Source organism: Alishewanella sp. SMS8 (genome assembly GCF_030737935.1).
Classification (GTDB): Bacteria; Pseudomonadota; Gammaproteobacteria; order Enterobacterales; family Alteromonadaceae; genus Alishewanella; species Alishewanella maricola.
Map to the genome: position 1 here is coordinate 1,223,667 of NZ_JAPJEA010000001.1, position 24,876 is coordinate 1,248,542.

The 24,876-nt window shown below is 47.0% G+C and carries 19 protein-coding genes and 1 pseudogene; 17 read left to right on the forward strand and 3 right to left on the reverse strand.

What is annotated here, in order from left to right:
- The first annotated feature begins 89 nt into the window (after positions 1 to 89).
- From spoT to ORJ01_RS05695, 4 genes are read left to right on the forward strand one after another with little or no spacing between them, the layout of a single operon-like run.
- Positions 90 to 2,210 (forward strand): bifunctional GTP diphosphokinase/guanosine-3',5'-bis pyrophosphate 3'-pyrophosphohydrolase, encoded by a 2,121-nt coding sequence (gene spoT, locus ORJ01_RS05680; protein ID WP_226749313.1) that lies wholly within the window; start codon positions 90 to 92, stop codon positions 2,208 to 2,210.
- A 5-nt stretch (positions 2,211 to 2,215) separates the two neighbouring features.
- Complete coding sequence (locus ORJ01_RS05685; protein WP_306177233.1) at positions 2,216 to 2,608, forward strand: RidA family protein; 393 nt, start codon at positions 2,216 to 2,218, stop codon at positions 2,606 to 2,608.
- Positions 2,609 to 2,617: 9 nt separating this feature from the next.
- Positions 2,618 to 4,702 (forward strand): ATP-dependent DNA helicase RecG, encoded by a 2,085-nt coding sequence (gene recG, locus ORJ01_RS05690; RefSeq protein ID WP_306177234.1) that lies wholly within the window; start codon positions 2,618 to 2,620, stop codon positions 4,700 to 4,702.
- A gap of 47 nt (positions 4,703 to 4,749) precedes the next feature.
- A complete protein-coding gene (locus tag ORJ01_RS05695) occupies positions 4,750 to 5,550 on the forward strand; it encodes a putative hydro-lyase (RefSeq protein WP_306177235.1) in 801 nt (266 codons plus the stop codon).
- 18 nt (positions 5,551 to 5,568) lie between these two features.
- Here ORJ01_RS05695 and ORJ01_RS05700 read toward each other — a convergent pair whose 3' ends face one another.
- Entirely contained in the window at positions 5,569 to 6,582 is a 1,014-nt protein-coding gene (locus tag ORJ01_RS05700) for a diguanylate cyclase (RefSeq protein ID WP_306177236.1), read from the reverse strand.
- 280 nt (positions 6,583 to 6,862) lie between these two features.
- On the opposite strand from ORJ01_RS05700, the gene ORJ01_RS05705 reads away from it, so the two are divergent.
- The 11 genes and pseudogenes from ORJ01_RS05705 to ORJ01_RS05755 all read left to right on the forward strand — a co-directional run bounded on the left by ORJ01_RS05705 (position 6,863) and on the right by ORJ01_RS05755 (position 18,621).
- The gene (locus ORJ01_RS05705) at positions 6,863 to 7,651 is read left to right on the forward strand and encodes a 5-oxoprolinase subunit PxpA (RefSeq protein ID WP_371930710.1); all 789 of its coding nucleotides are present in this window, start codon (positions 6,863 to 6,865) and stop codon (positions 7,649 to 7,651) included.
- Positions 7,639 to 8,382, forward strand: coding sequence for an allophanate hydrolase subunit 1 (locus ORJ01_RS05710; protein ID WP_306177237.1), 744 nt, complete (start codon positions 7,639 to 7,641; stop codon positions 8,380 to 8,382). Before ORJ01_RS05705 ends, ORJ01_RS05710 begins: the two co-directional genes overlap by 13 nt.
- On the forward strand, positions 8,379 to 9,377 hold the full coding sequence (locus ORJ01_RS05715) for a biotin-dependent carboxyltransferase family protein (RefSeq protein ID WP_306177238.1): 999 nt from the start codon (positions 8,379 to 8,381) through the stop codon (positions 9,375 to 9,377). Before ORJ01_RS05710 ends, ORJ01_RS05715 begins: the two co-directional genes overlap by 4 nt.
- Positions 9,374 to 10,282, forward strand: coding sequence for a glutamate cyclase domain-containing protein (locus ORJ01_RS05720; protein ID WP_306177239.1), 909 nt, complete (start codon positions 9,374 to 9,376; stop codon positions 10,280 to 10,282). Before ORJ01_RS05715 ends, ORJ01_RS05720 begins: the two co-directional genes overlap by 4 nt.
- Before the next feature lie 24 nt (positions 10,283 to 10,306).
- A complete protein-coding gene (locus tag ORJ01_RS05725) occupies positions 10,307 to 11,173 on the forward strand; it encodes an aminotransferase class IV (protein WP_306177240.1) in 867 nt (288 codons plus the stop codon).
- 178 nt (positions 11,174 to 11,351) lie between these two features.
- Positions 11,352 to 11,735 carry a pilin gene (locus tag ORJ01_RS05730; protein WP_306177241.1) on the forward strand — a complete coding sequence of 128 codons (384 nt, stop codon included), beginning with the start codon at positions 11,352 to 11,354 and terminating at the stop codon, positions 11,733 to 11,735.
- A 277-nt stretch (positions 11,736 to 12,012) separates the two neighbouring features.
- Positions 12,013 to 12,462 (forward strand): annotated as a pseudogene (locus ORJ01_RS05735) (transposase); the annotation flags it as partial.
- Between the two features lie 379 nt (positions 12,463 to 12,841).
- Positions 12,842 to 13,078: a hypothetical protein gene (locus tag ORJ01_RS05740; RefSeq protein WP_306177242.1), complete on the forward strand. Its 237-nt coding sequence runs from the start codon at positions 12,842 to 12,844 to the stop codon at positions 13,076 to 13,078.
- 527 nt (positions 13,079 to 13,605) lie between these two features.
- Positions 13,606 to 16,038 (forward strand): TonB-dependent receptor domain-containing protein, encoded by a 2,433-nt coding sequence (locus ORJ01_RS05745; protein WP_306177243.1) that lies wholly within the window; start codon positions 13,606 to 13,608, stop codon positions 16,036 to 16,038.
- A 135-nt stretch (positions 16,039 to 16,173) separates the two neighbouring features.
- Entirely contained in the window at positions 16,174 to 17,199 is a 1,026-nt protein-coding gene (locus ORJ01_RS05750; RefSeq protein WP_306177244.1) for a LacI family DNA-binding transcriptional regulator, read from the forward strand.
- A gap of 195 nt (positions 17,200 to 17,394) precedes the next feature.
- Positions 17,395 to 18,621, forward strand: a complete 1,227-nt coding sequence (locus tag ORJ01_RS05755; protein WP_306177245.1) for a sugar MFS transporter — start codon at positions 17,395 to 17,397, stop codon at positions 18,619 to 18,621.
- Positions 18,622 to 18,806: 185 nt separating this feature from the next.
- Here the strand turns inward: ORJ01_RS05755 and ORJ01_RS05760 are convergent, their stop codons facing one another.
- Positions 18,807 to 20,735 carry an alpha-amylase family glycosyl hydrolase gene (locus ORJ01_RS05760; RefSeq protein WP_306177246.1) on the reverse strand — a complete coding sequence of 643 codons (1,929 nt, stop codon included), beginning with the start codon at positions 20,733 to 20,735 and terminating at the stop codon, positions 18,807 to 18,809.
- A gap of 309 nt (positions 20,736 to 21,044) precedes the next feature.
- Positions 21,045 to 21,857 carry an HDOD domain-containing protein gene (locus ORJ01_RS05765; protein ID WP_306177247.1) on the reverse strand — a complete coding sequence of 271 codons (813 nt, stop codon included), beginning with the start codon at positions 21,855 to 21,857 and terminating at the stop codon, positions 21,045 to 21,047.
- A 189-nt stretch (positions 21,858 to 22,046) separates the two neighbouring features.
- Here ORJ01_RS05765 and ORJ01_RS05770 point away from each other — a divergent pair, with 189 nt between their 5' ends.
- On the forward strand, positions 22,047 to 22,880 hold the full coding sequence (locus ORJ01_RS05770) for an ABC transporter substrate-binding protein (RefSeq protein WP_306177248.1): 834 nt from the start codon (positions 22,047 to 22,049) through the stop codon (positions 22,878 to 22,880).
- A 275-nt stretch (positions 22,881 to 23,155) separates the two neighbouring features.
- Positions 23,156 to 24,856: a type IV-A pilus assembly ATPase PilB gene (gene pilB, locus ORJ01_RS05775; protein ID WP_306177249.1), complete on the forward strand. Its 1,701-nt coding sequence runs from the start codon at positions 23,156 to 23,158 to the stop codon at positions 24,854 to 24,856.
- The last annotated feature ends 20 nt before the right edge of the window (positions 24,857 to 24,876 follow it).

A 24,876-nucleotide genomic window follows, 5' to 3' on the forward strand; every position in this document is an offset into this window, starting at 1 on the left:
GCCGTTGGCATTCGTTAAATTTAATCGTATATTCTAAACTTTCATCAGCTTGTAACGCTGTCGTTATGCTGTTTTAGTTTGGAGCGCTTGTGTATCTATTCGAAGGTCTGAAAAATCAGATAAGTGCCTATCTGCCACAAGAGCAGGTAAATCTGGTACAACAGGCCTATGTGGTTGCCAGAGACGCGCACGCACCGCAATTTCGTTCAAGCGGTGAGCCTTACATTACCCACCCTGTTGCCGTAACTAGCATCTTAGCGGACATGCGACTCGACCATGAAACGCTCATGGCCGCCTTGTTGCACGACGTGATCGAAGACACCCCAGTTAGCAAAGAAGATTTAAGCCGCTTGTTTGGTGCTACCGTTGCCGAACTGGTGCAAGGTGTCAGTAAGCTCGACAAAGTTAAATTTAAAGACTTTAAAGAGTTCGAAACCACGAACCTGCAAAAAATGTTTATGGCAATGACCCAAGACATTCGGGTTATTTTGATTAAACTGGCCGACCGTACTCATAATATGCGAACGCTCGGGGCACTGCGCCCCGAAAAACGCCGCCGGATCGCCAAAGAAACCCTCGAGTTGTATGCGCCTATCGCCAACCGCTTGGGTATTCACAATATCAAGAATGAATTAGAAGATTGGGGCTTCCAAGCGCTTTATCCTATGCGTTATCGGGCGCTCAGTACAGCGGTAAAACAGGCCCGAGGCAATCGGCGTGAACTGTTAGAAAAAGTGCAGCACGATATCCGGCACCGTATCGAGCAAGCCGGCATCAGCGCCGATGTCAGCGGCCGCGAAAAGCATTTGTATAGCATCTATCGCAAGATGAAAAACAAAGAGCTGATGTTCAACGATGTGATGGATATTTACGCCTTTCGCGTGGTGGTAGATAACATCGATAGTTGCTATCGCACGCTGGGCATTATGCATAACTTGTTTAAGCCTATTGAAAGCCGATTTAAAGACTATATCGCCATTCCAAAACAAAACGGTTATCAATCGTTGCATACTTCGTTAATTGGCCCGCATGGTATTCCTGTTGAAATTCAAATGCGTACTCGCGAAATGGACGAAATGGCCGATAAAGGCATCGCCGCACATTGGATGTATAAAACCAACGGGGAGTTGCCACGCGAATCGACCGCGCAGATCCGAGCGCAGCGTTGGATGCAAAGCTTACTTGAGCTGCAACAATCTGCCGGCAACAGCTACGAATTTGTCGAAAACGTTAAATCTGAGCTCTATCCTGACGAACTTTACGTGTTTACCCCTAAAGGTCTAATTGTAGAATTGCCAATTGGCGCCACTGCCGTTGATTTTGCCTATGCTGTGCATACGGATATCGGTAATCGCTGCGTAGGGGCTAAAGTTGATCGGCGGCCTTACTCCCTCAGTAAACCGCTTGAAACCGGCCAAACCGTCGAAATTATGACCAGCTCAGGCGGTAAACCTAACGCCAATTGGTTGAATTACGTGGTGACTAGCCGCGCCATTTTAGGCATCCGTAACTACCTGAAAAAACAGCAACAAAATGAAGCTATTACGCTAGGTAAACGCTTGCTAACCTCAGCCTTGGGCAGCGTTAAATTAGATGACATTGCCGCAGAACGTATCGAACAAGTTTTAGCCAATGTGAATCAACAATCCTTAGATGCGCTCTATACTGAAATCGGTCTGGGCAACCAATTACCTATCGCTATTGCAAGGCGCTTATTAGGTGAATTTGAAAGCCAAGAGCCACAAAGCAAAACCCCGCAGCTACCGAAGGGAAATGCCTTTATTGTTGGCTCTGAAGGCATGCTGATTACCTTTGCCAAGTGTTGTCGACCGATACCGGGTGATCCTATTGTGGCGAATGCCACACCGGGTAAAGGTTTAAACGTGCATCGTGCGGATTGTCGAAATATCAAAGGTTGGGAGCGCGAACCGGCGAAGTTCTTCCCAGTACGTTGGGATAACACCTCAGAGAAGCAATTCTTATGTGATATCCGCGTCTTTATTATTAATCGCCAAGGGGTGCTAGCGAAGCTCACTTCACTTATTGCTGCGCAAGACTCTAATATTCAAGATCTGTCGACCGACGATCGGGATACCGGCGAATACGTCATTAAAATAACCCTATCAGTGCGCGATAGGGTCCATCTTGCTAACGTTATGCGCAAAATTCGTGTGCTGCCTGACGTACAAAAAGTATATAAAAGGAAATAGTTTTCATGTCTAAAGTGATTATTCGCACTGATGCGGCGCCAGCCGCTATTGGTACTTACAGCCAAGCGGTAAAAATTGGCACCACAGTGTATTTATCCGGCCAGATCCCACTCGTTCCGGACACCATGCAATTTGTTTCAGATGATTTTGCGGAGCAAACACACCAAGTGTTTAAAAACTTAGCCGCGGTATGTGAGGCCGCCGGCGGTAGTTTGAATGACATGGTCAAAGTACATATTTTCTTAATTGACCTTAGCCAGTTTGCTGTGGTTAACCAAATTATGAGCCAATATTTTGCCGAACCCTACCCTGCTCGTGCAGCGGTACAAGTCAGTGCTTTACCACGCGGCGCTCAAATTGAAATTGACGGCGTGATGGAAGTACCGTCTACCCACTAGGCCTGTATCTTGAGCCCAACGCGTTTAGATAATATTGCCATCGCCGTCATTAAAGGCGTTGGCAGCAAAGTAGCGGAACGGCTTGCCAAGCTGGCTATTTTTAGTGTGCAGGATCTGCTATTTCACCTGCCGCTGCGCTATGAAGATCGCACTCGCCTGTATCCGATTGCCGATTTGCAACCCTTGATCCACGCCACCGTGCAAGGTGAAGTGTTAAGCAGCGAAGTACAATTTGGTAAAAGGCGCAGCTGGTTAGTTACCTTACAAGATGGCAGTGGCCGCATCACGCTGCGTTTCTTTCATTTTTCTGCCGCACAAAAAAATGCAGTAGAAAAAGGCAGCCAACTTCGCTGTTTTGGCGAGGTAAAACGCGGCCATCGTGGCTTAGAAATGCTGCACCCGGAATATAAGGTCATAAACCCGCAGCATACCGAGCAGCAAGTAGCGGAAACGCTAACGCCGGTTTACCCAACCACCGAAGGGCTAAAACAAGCCACGTGGCGCAATCTTACCGATGCCGCCCTCGCGTATTTAGATCGCTATGCGCCAGCAGAATACTTACCGGCACATTTATTGAAACAGCCTTGGTCGCTGGCGGATGCGCTGCGTTATATTCATCGCCCGCCGCCAGATGCCGCCCTCACATTGCTTGAAGAGGGCAAACACCCCGCGCAGCAACGGCTTATTTTAGAAGAGTTAATTGCCCAGCAGCTCAGCATGTATAAACTGCGCAGCCAAGCACAACAGCAACAAGCCGTAGTATTAAACACGCCCGAGCCTTTACTGGCACAATTTTTAGCCGCCTTACCTTTTAGCCCAACCGGCGCACAGCAGCGGGTGGTGGCACAAATTCAACAAGATCTTGCCAAGCCGCTGCCTATGCTGCGTTTAGTGCAAGGTGATGTTGGCTCAGGCAAAACACTGGTGGCCGCTCTAGCGGCACTTAACGCTATTGGTAATGGCTATCAGGTGGCATTAATGGCCCCGACTGAATTGCTCGCCGAGCAACATGCTGTTAATTTTCAACGCTGGTTTGCACCACTGGGCATCGAATTAGCCTGGCTGGCCGGTAAAACCAAAGGTAAAGCTCGGCAAAGCGCCTTAGATGCCATTGGCAACGGCCAAGCCCAGATGGTGATTGGTACCCATGCGCTGTTTCAGCAGCATGTCGAATTTAGCCGCCTCGCGTTAATCATTATTGATGAACAACACCGTTTTGGGGTGCACCAACGCCTAGCGTTACGTGAAAAAGGCGGCATTGTTGATCACTACCCACATCAATTAGTGATGACCGCCACGCCAATCCCTAGAACCTTGGCCATGACCGCTTATGCCGATCTCGACACCTCTATTATAGATGAGTTGCCACCGGGCCGAACACCCGTCACCACGGTAGCCATCCCGGATAGTCGCCGCGACGAAGTGATGGCGCGCGTCCGTCAGGTGGTTACCGAACAACAGCGCCAAGCGTATTGGGTATGTACCCTAATTGAAGAATCTGAAGTACTGCAATGCCAAGCCGCAGAAGACACCGCCAGTTTATTGCAAACCGCATTACCTGAATTAAAAATTGGTTTGGTACATGGCCGCTTAAAAAGCGCAGAAAAACAACAACTGATGCAGCAATTTAGCCGTGGCGAGTTAGATTTATTAGTGGCAACCACCGTTATCGAAGTTGGGGTGGATGTACCCAATGCCAGCTTAATGATTATTGAAAACCCTGAACGGCTGGGTTTAGCGCAATTACACCAGCTACGTGGCCGTGTCGGTCGGGGTAGCGCAGTATCACATTGCGTATTGCTGTATCACGCGCCCTTGTCTCGCACCGCACAATCGCGCTTAGCCGTATTACGCGAAAGTAATGATGGTTTCGTTATTGCGCAACGCGATTTAGAAATTCGTGGCCCAGGCGAATTACTCGGTACCCGACAAACCGGTTTAATGCAGTTTAAAATTGCCGATTTAACCCGAGATAGTGCTTTAATGCCGCAAGCTGGCGCCATTGCCGCGCGGCTATGGCAAGATTCACGTGAAGATAGCTTACAATTAATCAAACGTTGGCTGGCCAATAGCGAAATCTATGGCAATGCTTAACGTGCGGCAAACCAAATAATACCTCATAACACTAAGCCGGAGTTGCTATGTCACAACCTAACCCTTTGCAACTGAGCCCTTTGCAAATTCGTCAGCAATGCCGCAGTGGCGCTTTTAGCAGCAACACCTCTGGGTTGGCGCCTGGTTTTGTACAAGCCAATATGGCGATTATTCCCGCCGCTTATGCGGCTGATTTTTTGCAGTTTTGTCATTTCAATCCGAAACCCTGCCCCTTACTGGGCATGGCGGCAACGCCCGGCGCTATTGACATGCCGCAGTTAGCTGCCAATTTAGATATTCGCAGCGACTTACCACGTTATCGGCTTTTTCGACACGGCGAATTTACCGAAGAAGTGACCGACTTAGGTGCAGTATGGCGGGATGATTTAGTTACTTTTTTAATCGGTTGCTCGTTTTCATTTGAAGAGGCGCTACTGGCCGATGGCTTGGAAATTCGTAATATTACCGAGCAGAAAAATGTCCCCATGTACAAAACCACTATTCCTTGCCAAAGTGCTGGGGTGTTTAGCAGTAATATGGTGGTCAGTATGCGGCCAATGCAGCCTGCCGCAGCGATCCGCGCCATTCAAATTTGCTCGCGCTTTCCACAAGTACATGGTGCCCCGGTGCATTTTGGCGATCCGGCCCAGATTGGAATTCAGAATATCAATCAGCCCGATTACGGTGATGCGGTTAGCATTAAAGAAGGCGAAGTGCCGGTATTCTGGGCGTGTGGCGTAACGCCACAATTGGCCATAGCGCAAGCGAAACTGGATTTTTGTATCAGCCATGCCCCAGGCCATATGCTGATCACAGACTTACCCAACAGCAAATTAGCCGTACTTTAAACGACTGAGTGGCTTAGCTTAGCGCCGAAAAGTGTTAACGATAATGACACCCCGCCCTGAGTTTTTGGCTTGATACAGTGCCTTATCGGCTAGTAGCAGTAAATCGTCACTGCAGCCTTGCTCGCTAACTGCCACACCAATACTGATGGTATGAGACTGGCCATGTAAAGTGGCCAAATATTGCTGTTGAATGCGCTCGCTAATTTGCAGCGCATCTAGCCTTTTACAGGTCGGCAAAACCAACATAAATTCATCTCCACCCAAACGCGCTGCAAAATCATAATCGCGGATATTCAAGGTCAAGATGTTCGCCAGTGCTTTTAATGCATCATCACCGGCCTGATGGCCAAAGTTATCATTCAGTTGTTTAAAGTTATCAAAATCTAGCGCCATTACGCTGATATCAGAATCCGTTGATTCCTGCTCAATACAACTTTGCCATAAATCTGCAAAACCACGTCGATTTAATAAACCGGTCAGCGGATCTTGCTCGGATAACATGCGCAGCGATTCTTTATCTTGAAAGGCTTGTTTTAAATGGCGGCGCGAAGTTTGTAAGCGCCGCTGCAATTTAATTAAGCGCTGCCATTGCGACACTTGCCACGATATCGCTTCGGCAATTAATTGGATCTGCTCGTACTGTTCGGTATCAAGCTCGGTTTCGTTCACGCTGGTACCACACAAGCTGCCAATCAACCGATTGTTATATTGCACCGGTAAGGCAAAAAACGTATTCATGCCCGATTTAGCGCCAACACTGTCGGGATACACCTTTGCCACCCGGCTTTGGATCCAGCCTTCGTCATTAAAGATCAAACGACACATTGAATCATGCCAATCGAGTTCATCACCGGCCACAATATTAATTTCGCCATCGCCCGACACCGCCACCACTTGCTGACGGCCCGCCACCGGATCGATATAGGAAACAAAAGCGGTTTCTAAACGCGAAATTCTATTCACCAGTTGAATTAAAGGTAACAAAGCCTGTTGCAAGCTTCTAAGCCGACTTTCCAATTCAATACTATCCATATAACATCCGTCGTTCCTGAAAATGGACACTGCTACACTTAAGTAAAGCACAGGCTCAGCCAAAGCTGCAGCAAAATAACGAATATTCTGGCTATGTTGATGCTTTTTAATCAAAAGGTGTTATTTAGCCGCCAAACCGCAGTAACGCATCACGGCAGAATAGTTTATTCTTAACAAATTAAAGCCTGAATATTTTATTATTTGCGCGGTTAGGCAACTGGACATTACATAGCGTCTCACGCACACTATGACAGTTTAGAAAGACGTTAGCGGAGCCGTTATGACAGTACAACAGATCTCGTCAACTGCAGCAGACATGCCTCGAGCCCCCCTGTTACTTAACTGCGATCTCGGTGAAAGTTTTGGTAGCTGGCAAATGGGCCGTGATCACGACGCCATGCCACATATCGATCTTGCCAATATCGCCTGTGGTTTTCATGCCGGCGATGCTAATGTTATGGCGCAAACACTCAGCCTAGCCAAACAACACAAGGTGATTATTGGGGCGCATCCCAGCTATCCCGACTTACAAGGTTTTGGCCGACGCAGTATGCACTGTTCAGCCGCTGAAATTTGCCATTTGTTACATTATCAAATAGCCGCACTCGATGGCATGGCGCAATGCCAGGGTATGAGCGTGAGCTACGTGAAACCCCATGGCGCTTTTTATAACGATATGATGAGCCAACCTGCGGTATGGCAAGCGGTATTAGAAGCCATTGCCAGCTATCATAAACCCCTAAAATTAATGATTTTAGCCACTGCCGATGCCGCTTTACTAACACAACAAGCCACGACAGCCGGCGTAACATTATTATTAGAAGCCTTTGCTGATCGCCGTTATACCGATCAAGGCAAGCTAACGCCTCGCGCTCAAGCCGGTGCGGTGTTACATGGTGCAGAAGTGCTCGAGCAAGTCGACCAATTACTCAACAGCGGCACCGTGACCACCGACTCCGGCCGTACCCTTGCCTTGCAAGCCGATACACTGTGCGTACACGGTGATAACCTTGAGGGCATTACGCAATTGCAACAGATCCGAATGCGAGTCAATGCATGTCAGAGATAAATCTTAATCGCTCAGATCTGTTGGTGGGCGGTTTATCCGCTGCAGATTATGATTTACAAATTGCCGGTGAAAATGCGTATATATTGTATTTAACTACGCAGCAAATTAGCCCTGGCGCAGCGCTGCATATTCAAACCGCTATGCAGCTATTACAGCCGTTAGTCGGCACGGTGTTAGTAGAGTTATTACCCTCTTATGCCTCATTGCTAGTTACCTTTAATCCGCTGCAGCAAAGCCACTTAACGCTGCGGCCTTTATTGGTTAAGGCTTTAGCCAAACCGGCAGCAAAATTAGCGACCAGTACAGCAAAATGCGTAGAGTTGCCCGTGTGGTATAGCGAACAAGACGATTTAGATCTCGTGCGGGTGGCCAAAGCCACAGGCTTATCGGTTGCAGAAGTGATTGCACTGCATAGCCAGTGTAGTTATCAGGTATATGCCATTGGCTTTGCACCCGGTTTTGCTTATTTGGGTGAACTCCCGGCCGCACTGGCGCTACCACGCTTAAGCACACCACGCGCCAAAGTACCGGCCGGTGCAGTCGCCATTGCCGATCGCCAAACCGCGGTGTACCCCGCCGCTTCACCTGGTGGCTGGCATTTGTTAGGGCTTTGCCCGGTACCGATGTTTAACGCCAAACAACAACCGGCGATGCCGGTGGCCGTGGGCGATCAGGTCAATTTTGTGCCGATCACCGCGCGCGAATATCGCTTATTAGGCGGTCTAGTATGACGAGCATGACGGTACTGCGCATTATTAACCCTGGGGTGTTAAGTTTACTGCAAGACCAAGGCCGCTTCGGCATGGGCACGCTGGGTTTAACCCAAGGCGGCCCACTCGATTTACACAGCTTTCGCTGGGCCCATGCGTTAGTGGCCAACCCTGTTAACAGCACACTGATTGAACACAGTGTGGGCGGCTTAACATTACAAGCCGTTGCAAACTGCGTGATCGCGGTAACAGGTGCCGAATTACCCTTAACGCTTAATGGTAAAGCGGTGAATTGTTGGCAAGCAATAGCACTTAAACCTGGTGACGAACTTGAACTGGGCATCTTTAGCCGTGGCTTACGGGCATACCTTGCGGTTGCTGGCGGTATTGCCGCCCCTGCTCAGTTTGGCAGTAGCGCCACCGTCATGCGCGAGGGGATTGGCGGCTTGCAGCAAAACGGTCAAAAGCTTACCGCAGGGGCTGAGCTTGCTTTAGCAACCGCAGCAAACAGCCATATCAACACCAACAAAGCGCCGGTTGCCGCCGCCATTCGTCAACGCACCTTACCTGGCGGCACTCCTCTGCAACTGCGTTTAATTGAAGGCTATCAAGCGGCATTATTTAGTGCCACCGCGCGGGCGCAGTTTTATTTGCACAGCTATCAGGTTAGCCCGCAGTTTGATCGCATGGGCTACAAGTTAAACGGCCCTGCCATTCGTTGCAGTACCAGCCAGTTGTTATCCGAGGGGATCAGCTATGGCGCTGTGCAAATTCCACCCGATGGCCAACCGATAGTGCTGTTAAATGATCGGCAAACCTTAGGCGGCTATCCAAAAATGGGCAATGTACTGTCTCTTGATTGTTGGGCTCTGGCGCAGGCCAGTAGCGGCACACAGCTTAATTTCAGCCCAATTACCGCCGCTGATGCGCACAATGCTACTCATTTAGCTACCGCTAGATTAAAACGCGAATATCAACACTATGGCATTAGCCCGACTGTTTTGGACACCCTATGACACACGCTGCGCCCAATACCGCCTCAAGCCAACCCATGGTTAACTTAAAGCAGTTAAGCCAACAGCTCGAAAACTGTTTGGTGGAGCGTAATTTGCGTGGCATGCAACTGTTACAACCGTATTTACGCCCCGGGTATTTGCTGCGCGCCGCGCGTTTGTTTAACTTACCCGCCGGCAGTACGGTATTAATTGGCACCGGTTTTCCGGTGTTAGAAACCTTTGAAACCGATGGCCCGGTCGGCGCCATTGCCCTGTATCAATGCGCACTACAAATGCAATTAAAGCCGATTATTGTTTGTGGTGATCCGCTGTTCAGCGTATTAAGCCAGCGTTACCAGTGCTATGCACTGCGGGTCAATCAATATCAACAGTTAGCGCAAATTGCGACAGAAGCCTTAGCCGAATTAAAACCGGCGTTGGTACTGGCTATCGAGCGCCCCGGTTTTAGTGCCAATGGCCGCTATATGAATATGCGCGGTGAAGATATCTCTGAGCGCTGCGCCAGCTTTGATTATTTTCTCGAGCAAGCCGCTTGTCCCACCCTGGCAATTGGCGATGGTGGCAATGAAATTGGTATGGGTAACTTAGCCGCTGTTTTAGGCCAGCTGAATATCACGCCCAGTGTTACCGAATGCGATGAGCTGGTGATCGCCGATGTCTCTAATTGGGCCGCCTGGGGTATTATTGCCATGCTGTCGGTATTACGCGGTGAAAATTTACTACAACAAGCCAACCTACTGGAACTACTACAATACCTTGTTGATAACGGCTGTATTGATGGCGTTACCCGCGCCAATACCTTAACAGAAGATGGTTTACCTTATAGCGAGGGTGCGGCCCTGATTGCCCGCTTGCAGCAATGGGTAAACGATGCGCTAAACCCCGTTGCTACGCCAACCCTTTAATTTTTTAACTGACACGAGATATCCATGAGCACAGTCTATTTAAACGGTCATTTTATCCCTGCCAGCGAAGCGAAAATATCGCCAATGGATCGCGGCTTTTTATTTGGCGACGGTATTTACGAAGTGATCCCGTCCTACCATGGCCGTTTTGTTGGGTTTGCACCGCATATCACGCGTCTGCACAATGGTTTAGCCGAGCTCAGTATTCAACATGGCATGACCGAAGCGCGCTGGGCCGACATTTGCCAGCAGTTATTAACGCTTAATCGCCCCAGCATGGGCGATAACTTGGCGGTGTATATTCAAGTAAGCCGTGGCGCCGACACCAAACGCAACCATGCCTTCCCGACCGATATTCAGCCGACTGTTTTTGCCTATGCTTTTGCCATCGCAGCAGAGCCGGTGGCCGATAAACACCAAGCGATCACCTATCATGCTGTGACCGGTAACGATTTACGCTGGCAGCGTTGCCATATTAAATCGACCTCGCTGCTGGGTAACGTGTTGCACTACCAACAAGGTAAAGAGCAAGGCGCGCAAGAGATTTTATTGTTCGATCGTGAAGGCTTTTTAACCGAAGGTGCCGCCGTTAATGTGTTTGTGATTAAAAACGGCGAAATTGCTACCCCGCCACTTTCTAACAAATTATTACCTGGCGTAACACGCTTGCTGCTATTACAGATTTTACGCCAGCATAGCCAGCTAAAGGTGGTTGAGCGAGACATCAGTTATGATGAGGTATTGGCCGCCGATGAGATCTGGTTAACCAGCTCCAGCAAAGAGATTGCGCCCGTCACGCTGTTGAATAATCAACCGGTCGGTAACGGCCAAGTCGGTGATATTTGGCTACAAGCACAACAGTTATTCAGCCAATACAAATACAGTATCTAGTACTTTATTGTTATTTATTTGTGCGGCTTTATTGCGCAACAACGGCCAAAAAGCTGTTATAGAGCAATAAATTAGTAATTTTTTAATTAGATTAAAAAATTGTGCTTGCGAAATGTGAAAAACCGTCCAGAATAAGTGTTAGCCCAAGCGGCTAACTAAAACTCAGGAGATGTAAATTATGAAACGTGTACAACAAGGTTTTACCTTAATTGAATTAATGATCGTAGTAGCGATTATCGGTATTTTGGCTGCGGTAGCGTTGCCTGCTTACCAAAACTATACACAGCGCAGCTCAAACGGTGCTTGTTTAGCTGAAGCTCGTTCATATATGAGTGGTGTTGTTGCTGATTTAGCAATCACAGGGGCTGATTTAACTGGTAGAGATTATGTTGCAAATTCTTGTGCATCAGCAGTTACTGCTCCCACTTTCGCACAATATCAAGGAAATGCATCGCTAACTTTCACACCTGTAGCTCGTGGTTCTACAAGCGAGCTTAGAACAGTAACTTGTAATGCTGGTACTGGTGCTTGTTCTTTATCAACTACAGCACCAGCACCGTAACCTTGTGACCCTCTGAGACCTTTGAGACCTTCGGCGACCTTCGGGGTCAGATACCGAACCAACAAGCCCGCCTAGTGCGGGTTTGTTTTTTTTGGCGGACCTTCGGCGCGACCTTCGGGGTCCGACGGACTTTCGGAACTGACCTTCGGGGTCAGATACCGAGAAAGCCACCGCAACCAACCCACACCTCTCTTCGCTTAATAAAAATACCCAATATCAACTTGAAAAAACTAAAATGTTAAATAAAATTTAATTTATTTCATCGCGAGAGGCCATAATGCCACGACAACCACGGTTTACATTACCCGGTTTTGCTCAGCACATTATTCAACGGGGAAACAATCGCCAGGTTTGTTTTTTTACCAAGCAAGATTACTCTGTATATCTTGAAAGGCTGCAGCACTATGCCCAGCAGCATCAGGTTGCTGTCCATGCCTTTGTGCTGATGACGAATCACGTACACATACTGGCAACACCGCAGATAGAAAATAGTCTCAGCCTAATGATGCAAGACTTGGGGCGTTATTATGTGCGGTACGTGAATAAAAGCTATGGAAGAACCGGCACACTCTGGGAAGGGAGATATAAAGCAACCTTGGTTGATAATGATCGTTATTCTTTAGCAGTTAGCCGTTACATTGAGCTTAATCCGGTCAGAGCCAATATGGTTGATCATCCCGCAAGTTATCCTTGGTCAAGCTATCAGGCGAATGCTTTAGGGCTTGTTGACATTTGCTGGTTGTTTTTGCAGCTGAGTGGCTGGTATTTATACAAGGCAGAGCTTGTGCCGTGTAGTTATTCTACATAAACAAGCGACCCGTTTGTATGGAACAAACGGGAACAGCTCTGCTGGCCGAAGGCGAAATATAGGATATATTTCGTATAACGAAGTAGAAATGCCAGCCACACGCTGCCCAAAGGGTTCGTCTGGCGATGTTTTGCTCTTTGTGGCCTACATGGATGTAGGTCAGGGGCGAGAGCAGGACGCGGTAGCTTCACTCGTCGTTTATTTAGAATAACTAAACTACACTCCTCGTTTCGCGATCAAAACATCGCCAAGCGAACAAAATCTAAACAGCAAACGTCAACAAGCCCTTGGTAAAACCATGCAACTTTGGCAGCCATTACCGGCCTATTTAGGTTTAGGCCATACTACAGTTGAACGACAGCAAGGATATCGGGAGCTTTTTGCACAACCGTTTTCCGATAAAACGCTGGCGGAAATACGTCTAGCCAGTCAGGGGGAGTGGGTACTTGGTAGTGAACACTTTAAACAGCAGATCAATGCACAGCTCAATTTACAAAGATCAATCACCCCAAGCAGAAAACAACCTACACTTTGACCCCTTCCGGTTCAGATACCGACCACCGAAAACGCTGCGCCCTTATAACGTAGCCGTTGATATTGGTGTTGATAAGATGGCGTTACGGTTAATGATGCCCTCTAAATGACCACGCTAACCGATGCGCTCTTAAGTTAACCCAAAAGCAACACTGCCAATGCCGAACCTCAGTGGTAATGTCATTTTTTCAAAAAAAATACCTGTTTAGTTATTAACCACTCTTGACGGCTGCAAATTTTAGAGGTAAAACGTTTAAGATAACTTTAACGTAGCATATCAACTCGAAGAAACAACCAAGTTTATGTTTAAAAGCGCTTTGCTGACTTTGCTGTTTTTGGTTAAAACAAGCAAAATTAACCTAGTCTGCTACTATAAATCAAAGAATGCTGCAAAAGCACACTTGATAATGAAATTATACAAACACTATTTTTCGCCTCTTATCTGAAACGATTTAGATAAAGTCAAAAAGTAGTCTGAATCACCGTATGATAATAATATCTTTACAAGACCGACAAGGGAGACACCAGATGAAAACAACACCAAATCGCCGTTCTTATTTGGCGCTAGCTATTAGCTTAGCCTTAACTGCTAATGCTGCGCAGGCGCAACAAGACAACACCGAGACTGAAACCGCAAATGCTGAACAAGCTGCTGAGCCCACCGGTTTGGGCTTTGAACGTATTATCGTTACAGGTTCTGTCTCACGTAATCAAACCGTAATGCAATCTAGTGTGTCAGTGAGTGCTTTGACACTAGATGATATTGATGCGAGTGCGCCAAGATCAACTGCCGAAATCTTCCGTATGTTGCCCGGTGTACGCAGTGAATCAACCGGTGGTGAAGGTAACGCTAACATCGCTGTGCGTGGTTTACCGGTTGCCGCAGGCGGTGCTAAATTTTTAACCTTACAAGAAGATGGCTTACCTGTAATGCAGTTTGGTGATATCGCTTTTGGTAACGCCGATATCTTTGTGCGTGCCGATGCTACCCTCTCGCGGTTAGAAGTTATCCGTGGTGGTTCAGCCAGTACGCTTGCCAGTAATTCACCTGGCGGTGTTATTAACTTTTTAAGTAAAACCGGTGCCGATAATGGCGGCAGTATCGCCATGACAACCGGTTTAAATTACGACCAATTCCGTACTGACTTTGAATACGGTGGCGATATTAACGCAGATACCCGCTTCCATTTGGGTGGTTTTGTTCGTCAAGGCGAAGGCATTCGTGATCCTGGTTACCAAGGTGAACGTGGTTATCAAATAAAAGCCAATCTCACTAAAGAATTTGATACTGGCTATGTACGGCTTTATGCCAAACACTTAAATGACCGTGTTGCCAGCTATATGCCAATGCCAATGCGTGCCGATGGCAGCTCAGTAGCGGGCTACGATTCGCAACAAGATACCTTACAATCGGTATATTTAACCGAAACCGTGCGCTTAAATGGTGCCAATCAGATCTCGCGCGGTGATATTCGTAACGGCATGAATCCTGAAGTTAATAGCTTCGGTGTAGAAGCCGTTTTTGATTTAGATGATAACTGGACACTGGATAACCGTTTCCGTATTAGCAGTGTTAGCGGCAATTTTATTACACCCTTCCCAGCCGAAGTGGATAATAGCCAAAGTATTGCCGACAGTATTGCAGGGCCAGGTGCGGTTGTTCGTTACGCCGTAGGACCTCAGGCTGGCGAGCGTTATGATGCCAGTGCCAATGCGATGCGTATTCATACCTTTGATGTTGAGATCAACGATTTCGGTTCAATGGTTAACGACTTAAAACTCTCCCGCAGCATTGGTGAAGTGGATGTGACTTTAGGCTATTACATCGCCGATCAGACTATTGATATGTCTTGGCTGTGGAACTCCTATTTTATGGCCTTAAAAGGTGATAACGCAGAACTACTTGATGTTACCGCTGCAAATGGCACAGCGTTTTCTGAGAAGGGTTTATTAGCCTATGGTGTGCCATTCTGGGGCAATTGTTGTCAACGGAATTACAACACCGATTACAGCATCAAAGCACCTTATGCTTCTGCAAGCTGGGGCTTTGGCGACTGGTCATTCGAAGCCAGTATTCGTCGTGATATGGGTGATGCGACAGGTACCTATGCAGGTGCTGTACAAAGCAGCCGTGATATGAATGGCGATGGCGTCATTAGCCAAGTTGAACAAAGTGTTTCAGGTATCGACTTAGCTAACCCACAGTTAGTAAATTATGACTGGAGTTACAATTCTTATTCAGTTGGTGCTAACTACCAATACAGTAATGATTGGGCAGTGTTTGGTCGCATCAGTAAAGGTGGCCGTGCTAATGCCGATCGTTTACTGTTTGGCAAAGTCAATGCTGATGGTTCAGTAGCAGCACAAGATGCGGTAGATCAAGTTAAACAGTACGAGTTTGGTAGCAAGAGCCGTCATGGTAATTTAAACCTGTTCGCCACCGTGTTTTTTGCTGAAACCGATGAACAAAACTTTGAAGCCACAACTCAACAGTTTTTTGACCGCGTATATGAAGCCAAAGGTGTTGAGTTAGAGAGTAGCTATCGGATTGGTGATTTCGATTTCCGCGGTTCGGTGACTTGGACGGATGCTGAAATCAGCCAAGATGCACTTAATCCAGCAGTAGTAGGTAATACGCCACGTCGTCAAGCCGACTTTATCTATAACTTATTAGCACGTTATACGATGGATAACGCACAAGTCGGTTTCACTGTAGTCGGAACGACCGGTGCCTATGCGCAAGATAACAATGATTTGAAGTTTGATGCTTATACACAGTTTAATGCGTTTGCTAACTATGAGTTAGCTCAAAACTTAACGCTTTCACTGAATGTAAATAACCTGTTCGATACTGTGGGTATTACTGAAGCTGAACAAGGCAGTGTTCCAGCAAACGGGATTATTACGGCCAGAACCATTAACGGTCGCACCGCTTCGTTAGGCATACGTTATCAATTCTAAGTGAGTTGAGCGTTTTTCTAACTAGCAATGTGAAAAGAGATATGTAAAGCTGCATTAACGTGCAGCTTTTTCTTTTTAGAAAATCTAATCTGCGTCGGTAGTGCGAGTCTAAAAGCAGTTTAAGGATAGTACAGCATGGCAAAAATTACATTGAAATCACTGGCTAAGCACCTTGGGGTGTCCGTGGCAACGGTTTCAAATGCCTTTAATCGGCCAGACCAACTGTCTACTGATTTGCGTCGCCATATCTTGGCCGAAAGTGAAAAGCTCGGTTTTAACGGCCCGAATGCCACGGCGCGCAGCTTACGCACCGGCCGTTCAGATATGATTGCCATATTACTCGCCGACTCGCTCGATTATGCCATTAGCGATCCGGTAGCGAGCCAATTGATTAAAGGTATTGCCGAAGTACTTCAGCAGCAGGGTAAAGATATGTTATTGCTCTCTGGTAGCAAAGCGGTGCACAGCACGGCCGAAGCCATGCCAGATGGCTTTATTATTTATGGCCGCTCGAAAAACCCCGAGCAACTCGACCGTGTATTGGCCAGTGGTAAGCCGATGATCACAGTAGACTGTAACCTCCCCGATGTGGGTTCTGTCAATATCGATAATTACCGTTATGCCTATGACATTGCAGAGTATGCCTTGCACCAACAAGCCGGCAAGGTGGCAGTATTGGGCTTACGTTTACTCGATTCAGACCGTGTCTGTCGGATGCAACCGAACGAGTTGTATCAGCAAGAAGAATCCATCGCGCGGCGGCGCCTCGATGGTTATTTAGCGGCGATGCAAGCGCAAAATCGAGCCTTGCCAGCCGAACAAGTGTGGCATATCCCAGTTAATACGCATGATTATGCCGAAACCGCAGCACGTGAAGCCCTTACCCAACATCCCAGGCCGCAGTTATTACTTTGTATGAGTGATCGCATCGCCTTAGGAGCCATCGCTGTCGCCCGCCAATTGGGCTTACGCATTCCAGAAGATCTGCGCATTGTCGGTTTTGATGGCATTGAAGAGGCCGAGCGTGCCTACCCTGCGCTGACCACGATTGCCCAGCATAGTGATGAGAAGGGCCGCACTGCCGCCCGTTTGTTACTGAGCGGCCAACAGCAACAACATGTTTTGCTTGATTGTGAGTTGCGTTTACGCGACAGCTGCTAAGATGCCTGGCTTACCGACCATCCTCTTGTGTTAATCTAACAGCATTTTGTTTAAATAGCGTGCAGAAGCCTTGCAACTTAATCGTTTAAGGTGTAATTTTAAGTTAATTAAAAACAGGCGACGACATGTAGTCACTACAGCGATCACCTGATAAAAATAACGTTAGCCTTAGGCTGATCTTAACAAGGTAGAAACATGCAAAACTCTCAACCGCAAACTGCTGTAGTGGTGGATAACCACACCCATAATCAGGTTAAATGGATGACCTGCCTCATGTTTTTTGTGTTCGCTATGACCACAGATGCTGTTGGCGTCATTATTCCAGAAGTGGTGGCTCAGTTTAATCTAACACTAACACAAGCCGCCGCCTTTCATTATGTACCGATGATCTTTATTGGTTTATCTGGGTTATTCCTAGGGCAATTGGCCGACCGTATTGGTCGCAAGAAAATCATTTTATTTGGCCTGTTTATCTACACACTTGCCTGTGTTGCTTTCGCGTTTGGTCAAAGTTTTAACTTCTACTTATTGCTACTGGGCCTATGTGGTTTAAGTATTGGTTTATTTAAAACCGGTGCCTTGGCGCTAATTGGCGATATCAGTAACAATTCGCAAAGTCATACCCGTTTAATGAATCGGGTAGAAGGTTTCTTTGGCCTCGGTGCCATTGCTGGCCCCGCTTTGGTGGCATTGCTACTGAGTTATAACCTAGCTTGGGAGCAGCTTTACTTGTTAGCCGGCTTTATTTGCGCAGTACTACTGCTGATTGCTTGGCGCATGGATTACCCCGGTTATGTTACGCAAGCGCAAAGCTCGATTTGGGATTGTTTAGCCTTAGTTAAAAATCGCTACGCGCTGGGCTTTTCGCTAGCAATCGCCTGTTATGTGGCAACCGAAGTGGCGATCTTTGTTTGGCTACCGACCTTACTGCAACAATATGATGGCCAATGGACCACCATGGCAGCACATGCCATCACGGTATTTTTTATTTTACGCACGCTGGGCCGCTTCTTAGCTGAATGGCTGTTAACCCGTTTTTGTTGGACGAGTTTATTGGCTTGGTTTAGTACTGCGATTGCAGCCTGTTTTATCGTCAGTATGTGGCAAGGTATTGCTTGGGCACTGTGGCTCATGCCGCTGTCGGGGCTCTTTATGTCGATGATGTATCCTACCTTAAACTCTAAAGGCATTAGCTGCTTTCCGCGCAATCAGCACGGCGCTGCCGCAGGCTTAATTTTGGCCTTTACCGCCTTAGCCGCTGCTTTAGGGCCTTTGTTAATGGGCATTGTTGGCGATATGTTTGGTGATGTGCGCTATGGTTTCTATCTGGCCACCGGCTTTGCCGTGCTGTTGTGTATTGGTTTGTGGTGGAACTTCTTGTTTAACCCGGCAGAGCAGCAACTGCAAAAAGCCACACATTAGACTTATACAATCAGTTAAGCAAACCGCGTCATGCTGAGTAGCAAACTGAATAATATTACCTACTAGCTCTGAACATTTTCTCTGTAGTTTGCCCCGCTTGCGGGGCTTTTTTTATCAAAATTAATTCTATACAAGGCTGAAAGGAATACGGCTTAGTAGACTAAGCCGTAAATCAATGACCGCCTTTAACTCACCGTTGCGCTTAACCATAGCACTTGATAAGGCGCCAAATGTAAGCTGCGACCATGCAACAACTCACCGCTTAGCTCTTCGCGCCATTGACTACCAGGGGCACCCACAAAAACTTGCGGCTCTTCACTAAAATTGACCACACATAACATGCTTTGTTGATCTAATTGCCGCCGATAAGCGAACAAATGCGGATTACCGCTTTGTAGGATCTCGGTTTGCCCCGCCCCCAACACCTTTAAACGGCTACGTGTGCGAATAAGCTGTTGCAGCTGAGCATAGATTTTACCTGAGAGACTGTCGGGGTTATGGGCCTCAGCTAACTGTTGCTCGCTAACGGCAACGCGGTTGACCCAGCGGCTATCGTCGCGTTTGTGCGGATCATCCTGATAAGCATAATCATTGAGTAAACCCAGCTCGTCGCCCATATAAAGTAATGGCAAGCCACCAATACTGAGAATAATACTGTTCAAGAGATAAATACGCGCTAACGCAAATTGTAAATGCGTGGCGTTACCACTTTGCACAGCCTGCTCGACGCCCGTTAATGACGCTAGCATGCCAGCCACTCGACAATCACCGGTCACTGGGTTTTGCTGAAAAGGAACGCCCGTGGCAAAGCTACCAGCAAACTGCCCAGTATAGAACTGATTTAAAAATTGCCGATGATGCTCGGGGTTAATGCCTAACTGCCAGGCGATGTTATCATCAAAAGTCCAGCCAATATCATCATGGCAGCGAATGTAGTTCACCCAACTGCACTGTGGATCAATCGCAAAACGTCGTTGCAATGACTCGGTTAACAAGCGTGTTTTACGGGTCGCTAAGCTATTCCATAGCAAGGCCATTAACAGTGGGTTATAAGATAACTGGCACTCTTGCGGCGCAATGTACTTCACTACTTCATCTGGATGCACTATCGCTTCTGATTTAAATTGTAAAGCTGGTGCGGCTATGGCGGCCACCGCATTAAAAGCACGGATCAAGGTATGCGCTTTTGGCAGGTTTTCACAAGATGTGCCGGCTTCTTTCCAAACAAAGGCTAAGGCATCCAGCCGCAACACTGCGGCGCCCTGATTGGCCAGAAACAACATTTCTTCAGCCATAGCACTAAACACTTCCGGGTTAGCGTAGTTTAAATCCCACTGGAAGCTGTTAAAGGTAGTCCAGACCCAGCGCTCGGCATGGGGTTCAAAGGTAAAGCAACCACGACGAATTTCTGGGAAAATTTCTCGTAGCCAGGGCGCATACTGATCGCGTTCTTGCTCATTGAAAAAAAAGTAATAATCTTGGAATTGCTGCTCACCGGCTTTGGCTTTTTCGGCCCAACGGTGCTCATCAGAGGTATGATTGAACACAAAATCGAGTACCGGCCTAATCCCTGCACTATGCAATTTTTGCATCAGCCCAGCCAGTTGCGGCATTGAGCCGAGATGCGGCATGGTTTTGCGATAATCGGATACCGCATAACCGCCATCGCTGTTTGGCTCGGGTGCTTTAAAAAGTGGCATCAAATGCAAGTAATTGATGCCGGTTTGCTGAAGGTAAGGAATACGTTGCTCAAGACCTTTAAAATCGCCCGCAAATAAATCGACATAACAAGCAGAACCCAGCGCCGTTGGCGCTTTATGCCACTGCTGCGGATCTTCATCTTCTTGCAGCAAATAATCCGGCCGTTGTGCCAGCGCTTTGGCTAACACCTTCAGTAATTGTTCTAAATGGTAATGGCAATCGTAACGCTCACCATACAGCTCTAGATATAGTGGCAGCAACTGTGGTAACAGCTGCTGCAAACGCGCTTCGAGTATGGGCCAACGACTTTTCGCACTGGCTTTAAGTGTTGAACTATAACGTTTAAGAATTGTTGCACATTCTAAACGCAATTGGCTCGAGTTTTCTAATAATGATGTCGCTGTTTTTTGCATGGCGATCTACCTTTGTCTTCTTGTCTTAACTCTGTATATTTGCTTTTATCTAAGGATAATTCAAGTAAAAGCTAAAAAATAAGCAATTTATTTCCAGCTAAATGTCAGCAAACTGCAGAGACTAAAAACCACATCTTAAACAATTAAGTTTTATGTGTTTCGCAAGAGGACTGAAGAGAGTATCCGCATAAGAGTGTAATGATAAACTATAACCGAAAATGAACTTGAGTAATGTGAAAGCGGGCTTGGGGCAACAGGATGTTGTATCAAGCCCACCCGCTAACAAACGAGCAGGCCCTTGCGAATGGCTTAACCCATTAGCATTTCAATATCAGCATCAACATCTGGCATGGCTAGAATATGCTTATAAACGTCGTCTAATTGCAAATGGAGAGCATGCGCTAATTTTGCTGGGAATAACTCAAATTGTTCTTTTTGTATATCCTGCTCATGCTCAATTAAATAGCGGCTTAGTACCAGTAAAGAGGCATAAGGGTCTAAGGTGCCGCTCTTCGCGGGTGTATATTGATGTTGAATAGCTTGAGCAATCTCTTCCGGAAAGTGCCAATGCCGTGCCAGCTCGGCACCGGCTTGGGTGAAATCAAAACCTAAATGTTTCATCTCAATTTCGCGGCGGCGATTACCCGCAGCCACTTCTTGATCAATTAACACCGCCATTTCGGGTTTAACGATGTGGATTAAATATTCCCCCACGCCGTGTAATAAACCGCACGTGTAGGCCATATCGGCATCCGCTTTAATCAGCTTGGCTAAATACTTTGCCCGGTTCGCCATCCGAAACGAATAGCGCCAGTAAGCAGGTAAATCGAAACCTGGAATAGCTTTAAAACTGCCCGCTAAGCCAACCGATAACACTAGGGTACGCAAGGTACTGATGCCAAGTACTAACACCGCATCTTTGACGGAGCCAATTTTCCGATGACCGCCATATTTGGCCGAGTTGGCCAAACGCAATACTTTTGCTGTTAACGCTTGGTCATTGCTTAAAATGCTGGCAATGTGTTCGCTGCTAACACTATCACTCTGAAAACTAGCAATCAGTTCTTGTAACACTTTTGGAATGGATGGCAGAGTAGTCGCTTTTTCGATAAGTTGACGCATAAATAACGTAATCCCATAACGATTAAATGGTTTTAATTATCAGCATAGTGCATTTTTGCCTTGATTAGCTATTGCTTTACCTAACTTTTCTGCATTTTTTTGCAATAGAGCCCTACCAAATAGCCTTACTGGTAAAGCAAGCAAAAACACCTACACTTATTAAGTCAATTTAATCTAAGGAGTTTTGCTATGCGCAGTGTTCCTATGTTTCTTTATCCGATTACGCTGATATTCACTAGCCTGCTGATCACAGGTTGTAAACCGAATACGCCAGCCGCCCCGACTATGAATCCGATAGCAGAAGTTGCAGTAACCACCAAACCAGTGAACCCCGACACTTGTCTGTTAAAAGTGGGTTTTGATGCTTGGGAGCCCTACCATTATTTAGGGCAAGCCGCACAACCACAGGGTTTAGATATCGACATTTTGCAAGCGCTGACCCGCGAACTCAATTGTGAGTTACAACTGGTGCCGGGTGACTGGGCGCATTTATTAAGCCAGCTACAAGCCGGTGAACTCGATGTATTACCCGGCGCCTCAAAGAATGCTGAACGTGAACGTTATGCTTGGTTTTCTAATGCCTATCGACAAGAACAATTTGTGTTACTGACCAGAACCGAGATGGAGATGGATTATGCCGATTTTCCAGCGTTCATCGAGGCAGGCCATACTATCGGTGTGGTCAGTGGTTATTATTATGGCGACTTAATTAATCAATTGTATGGCGAAAAACCGCAAGCCTTTGTTAACGCCCAGATCAGCGAACTTAATTTAGCGCGCTTACAAGATGAAGAGATCAGCGGTGCCTTAGAAGATAGCTTTGTCGCTGCCGCGATTATTCGCCGTAAAGGGTTGAGCCAACAAATACAGCGACACTCACTAAGCTTGGCGCCATCTGAGGTGTACTTTATGCTCAGTAAAAAAAGTATCTCAGAATCACAACTAGCCGAATTTAATCAAGCTATTAGCGCCTTGCAGCAAAATGGTAGCTTGGCTGAATTAATCAGCCGCTATCAGCAATAAGGCGTTTAGCTTCTCTGGCTTAAAAAACAGTCTGATAAGTCCCGCCGAACGAAAACGCAATGTTGCTGCTATTTTGCTGAGATAACTCACTGCCAAGTAAGGTTTACTTGGCCGTATTTTCATCAACGGAACTGGCAGTGTCATATCATGCTGCGCTCAGACTATGCGAATAGACTATCTGCCGGATAATTGACAGTAAATCTTGAATAGTTAAAGGATACTGGCATACTCTTAACTAATTGTTTAACTTCAAGCTACCGGAGTAAACGGCCACTATGGCGGTGACGAGTAATTCCACCCTGCTCAAGAAATTGATCCAGCAGAGCATTATTGATGGCGATAAAGTGACGAAACTGATTACCGAAAAGGGTAAACAGTATCGTACTTTGCCTGAACTATTAATCACCGAAAAGCTACTCGATTCAGTTAAGTTAGCCGAAGTGGCGAATAGCATTAGCCAGCACATCATGCTGGATCTGGATTTTTTTGATGTCAGCTCTATTCCCGAAGACTTACGCAATGAAAAACTGACACGTAAAAGCGATATGCTGCCATTGGCCAAAAAAGGCCGTACCATGTATCTGGCGGTGGTGGATCCGACTAATATGGCCGCCATTGAAGATTTCGAATTTAATGCTGGCTTAAATGCTGAAATCGTCATAGTACAGTACGACAAATTAGCCAAGCTGATCGAACGGCTGTTTGAAAGTGCTTATGCCAGCTTGGGCTCAGGTGATGGCGAGTGGGATTTGACGGCCATGGGTGTGGTCGAAGAAGAAACCGATGATGCGCCTGCCATACAAAGCGATAAAGAAGATCAGCCGATCATTACCTTTATCAACAAAATTTTATTAGATGCTATTCGTAAAGGCGCCTCAGATTTACACTTTGAGCCCTATGAAAAAATGTTTCGGATCCGCTTTCGGATTGATGGCATTTTAACTGAGGTGGCCAGCCCACCGGTCGCACTGTCCACACGGCTATGTGCCCGTTTAAAAGTGATGTCACGACTGGACATCGCCGAAAAACGTGTACCGCAAGATGGCCGCATTAAACTGAAACTCTCCGCAAAAAAATCTATCGATTTTCGGGTCAGCACCCTGCCGACATTGTATGGCGAAAAAATAGTAATGCGTATCCTCGACTCAGACAGCGCCATGCTGGGTATCGATATCTTGGGTTATGAGGACGCACAAAAACAACTGTATTTAAATGCCTTAGCCCAGCCACAAGGCATGATCTTAGTAACCGGCCCTACCGGTAGCGGTAAAACCGTATCGCTGTATACCGGCTTAGCGATTCTGAATACCGAAGAAACCAATATATCTACCGCGGAAGACCCCGTCGAAATTAACCTGCCTGGCATCAACCAAGTACAGGTGAATGCCCGTGCGGGGTTAACTTTTGCTACCGCCTTACGCGCCTTTTTACGGCAAGATCCTGATGTGGTGATGGTGGGTGAAATTCGCGATTTAGAAACGGCCGAAATCGCGATTAAAGCAGCACAAACTGGTCACTTGGTGTTATCGACATTACACACCAACTCAGCTCCGGAAACACTGACACGGTTACTGAACATGGGCGTACCGGCTTATAACGTCGCCAGTTCGGTTTCGTTGATTATTGCCCAGCGCCTAGCTCGGCGGCTTTGCCCAAAATGCAAAGTGCAAGAAGATATTCCCCAAGCCGAATTACTGCGCCAAGGTTATGAAGAAGATGAAGTGCATAACATTACCATTTTTAAGCCCGTTGGCTGTGAGCATTGCACCAACGGCTACAAAGGCCGCGTGGGTATCTATGAAGTAATGCCGATCAGCCCAAAAATGGCAGATATTATTATGCAAAACGGCAACTCAATTGATATTGCTAATCAGGCAAAACGGGATGGCATTAATAACTTGCGCCGCTCGGGCTTGCTAAAAGCCGCGGCGGGTGTAACCAGTTTAGCTGAAGTCAATCGGGTCACCAAAGGCTAATACAAGCCCTAGACCAACGC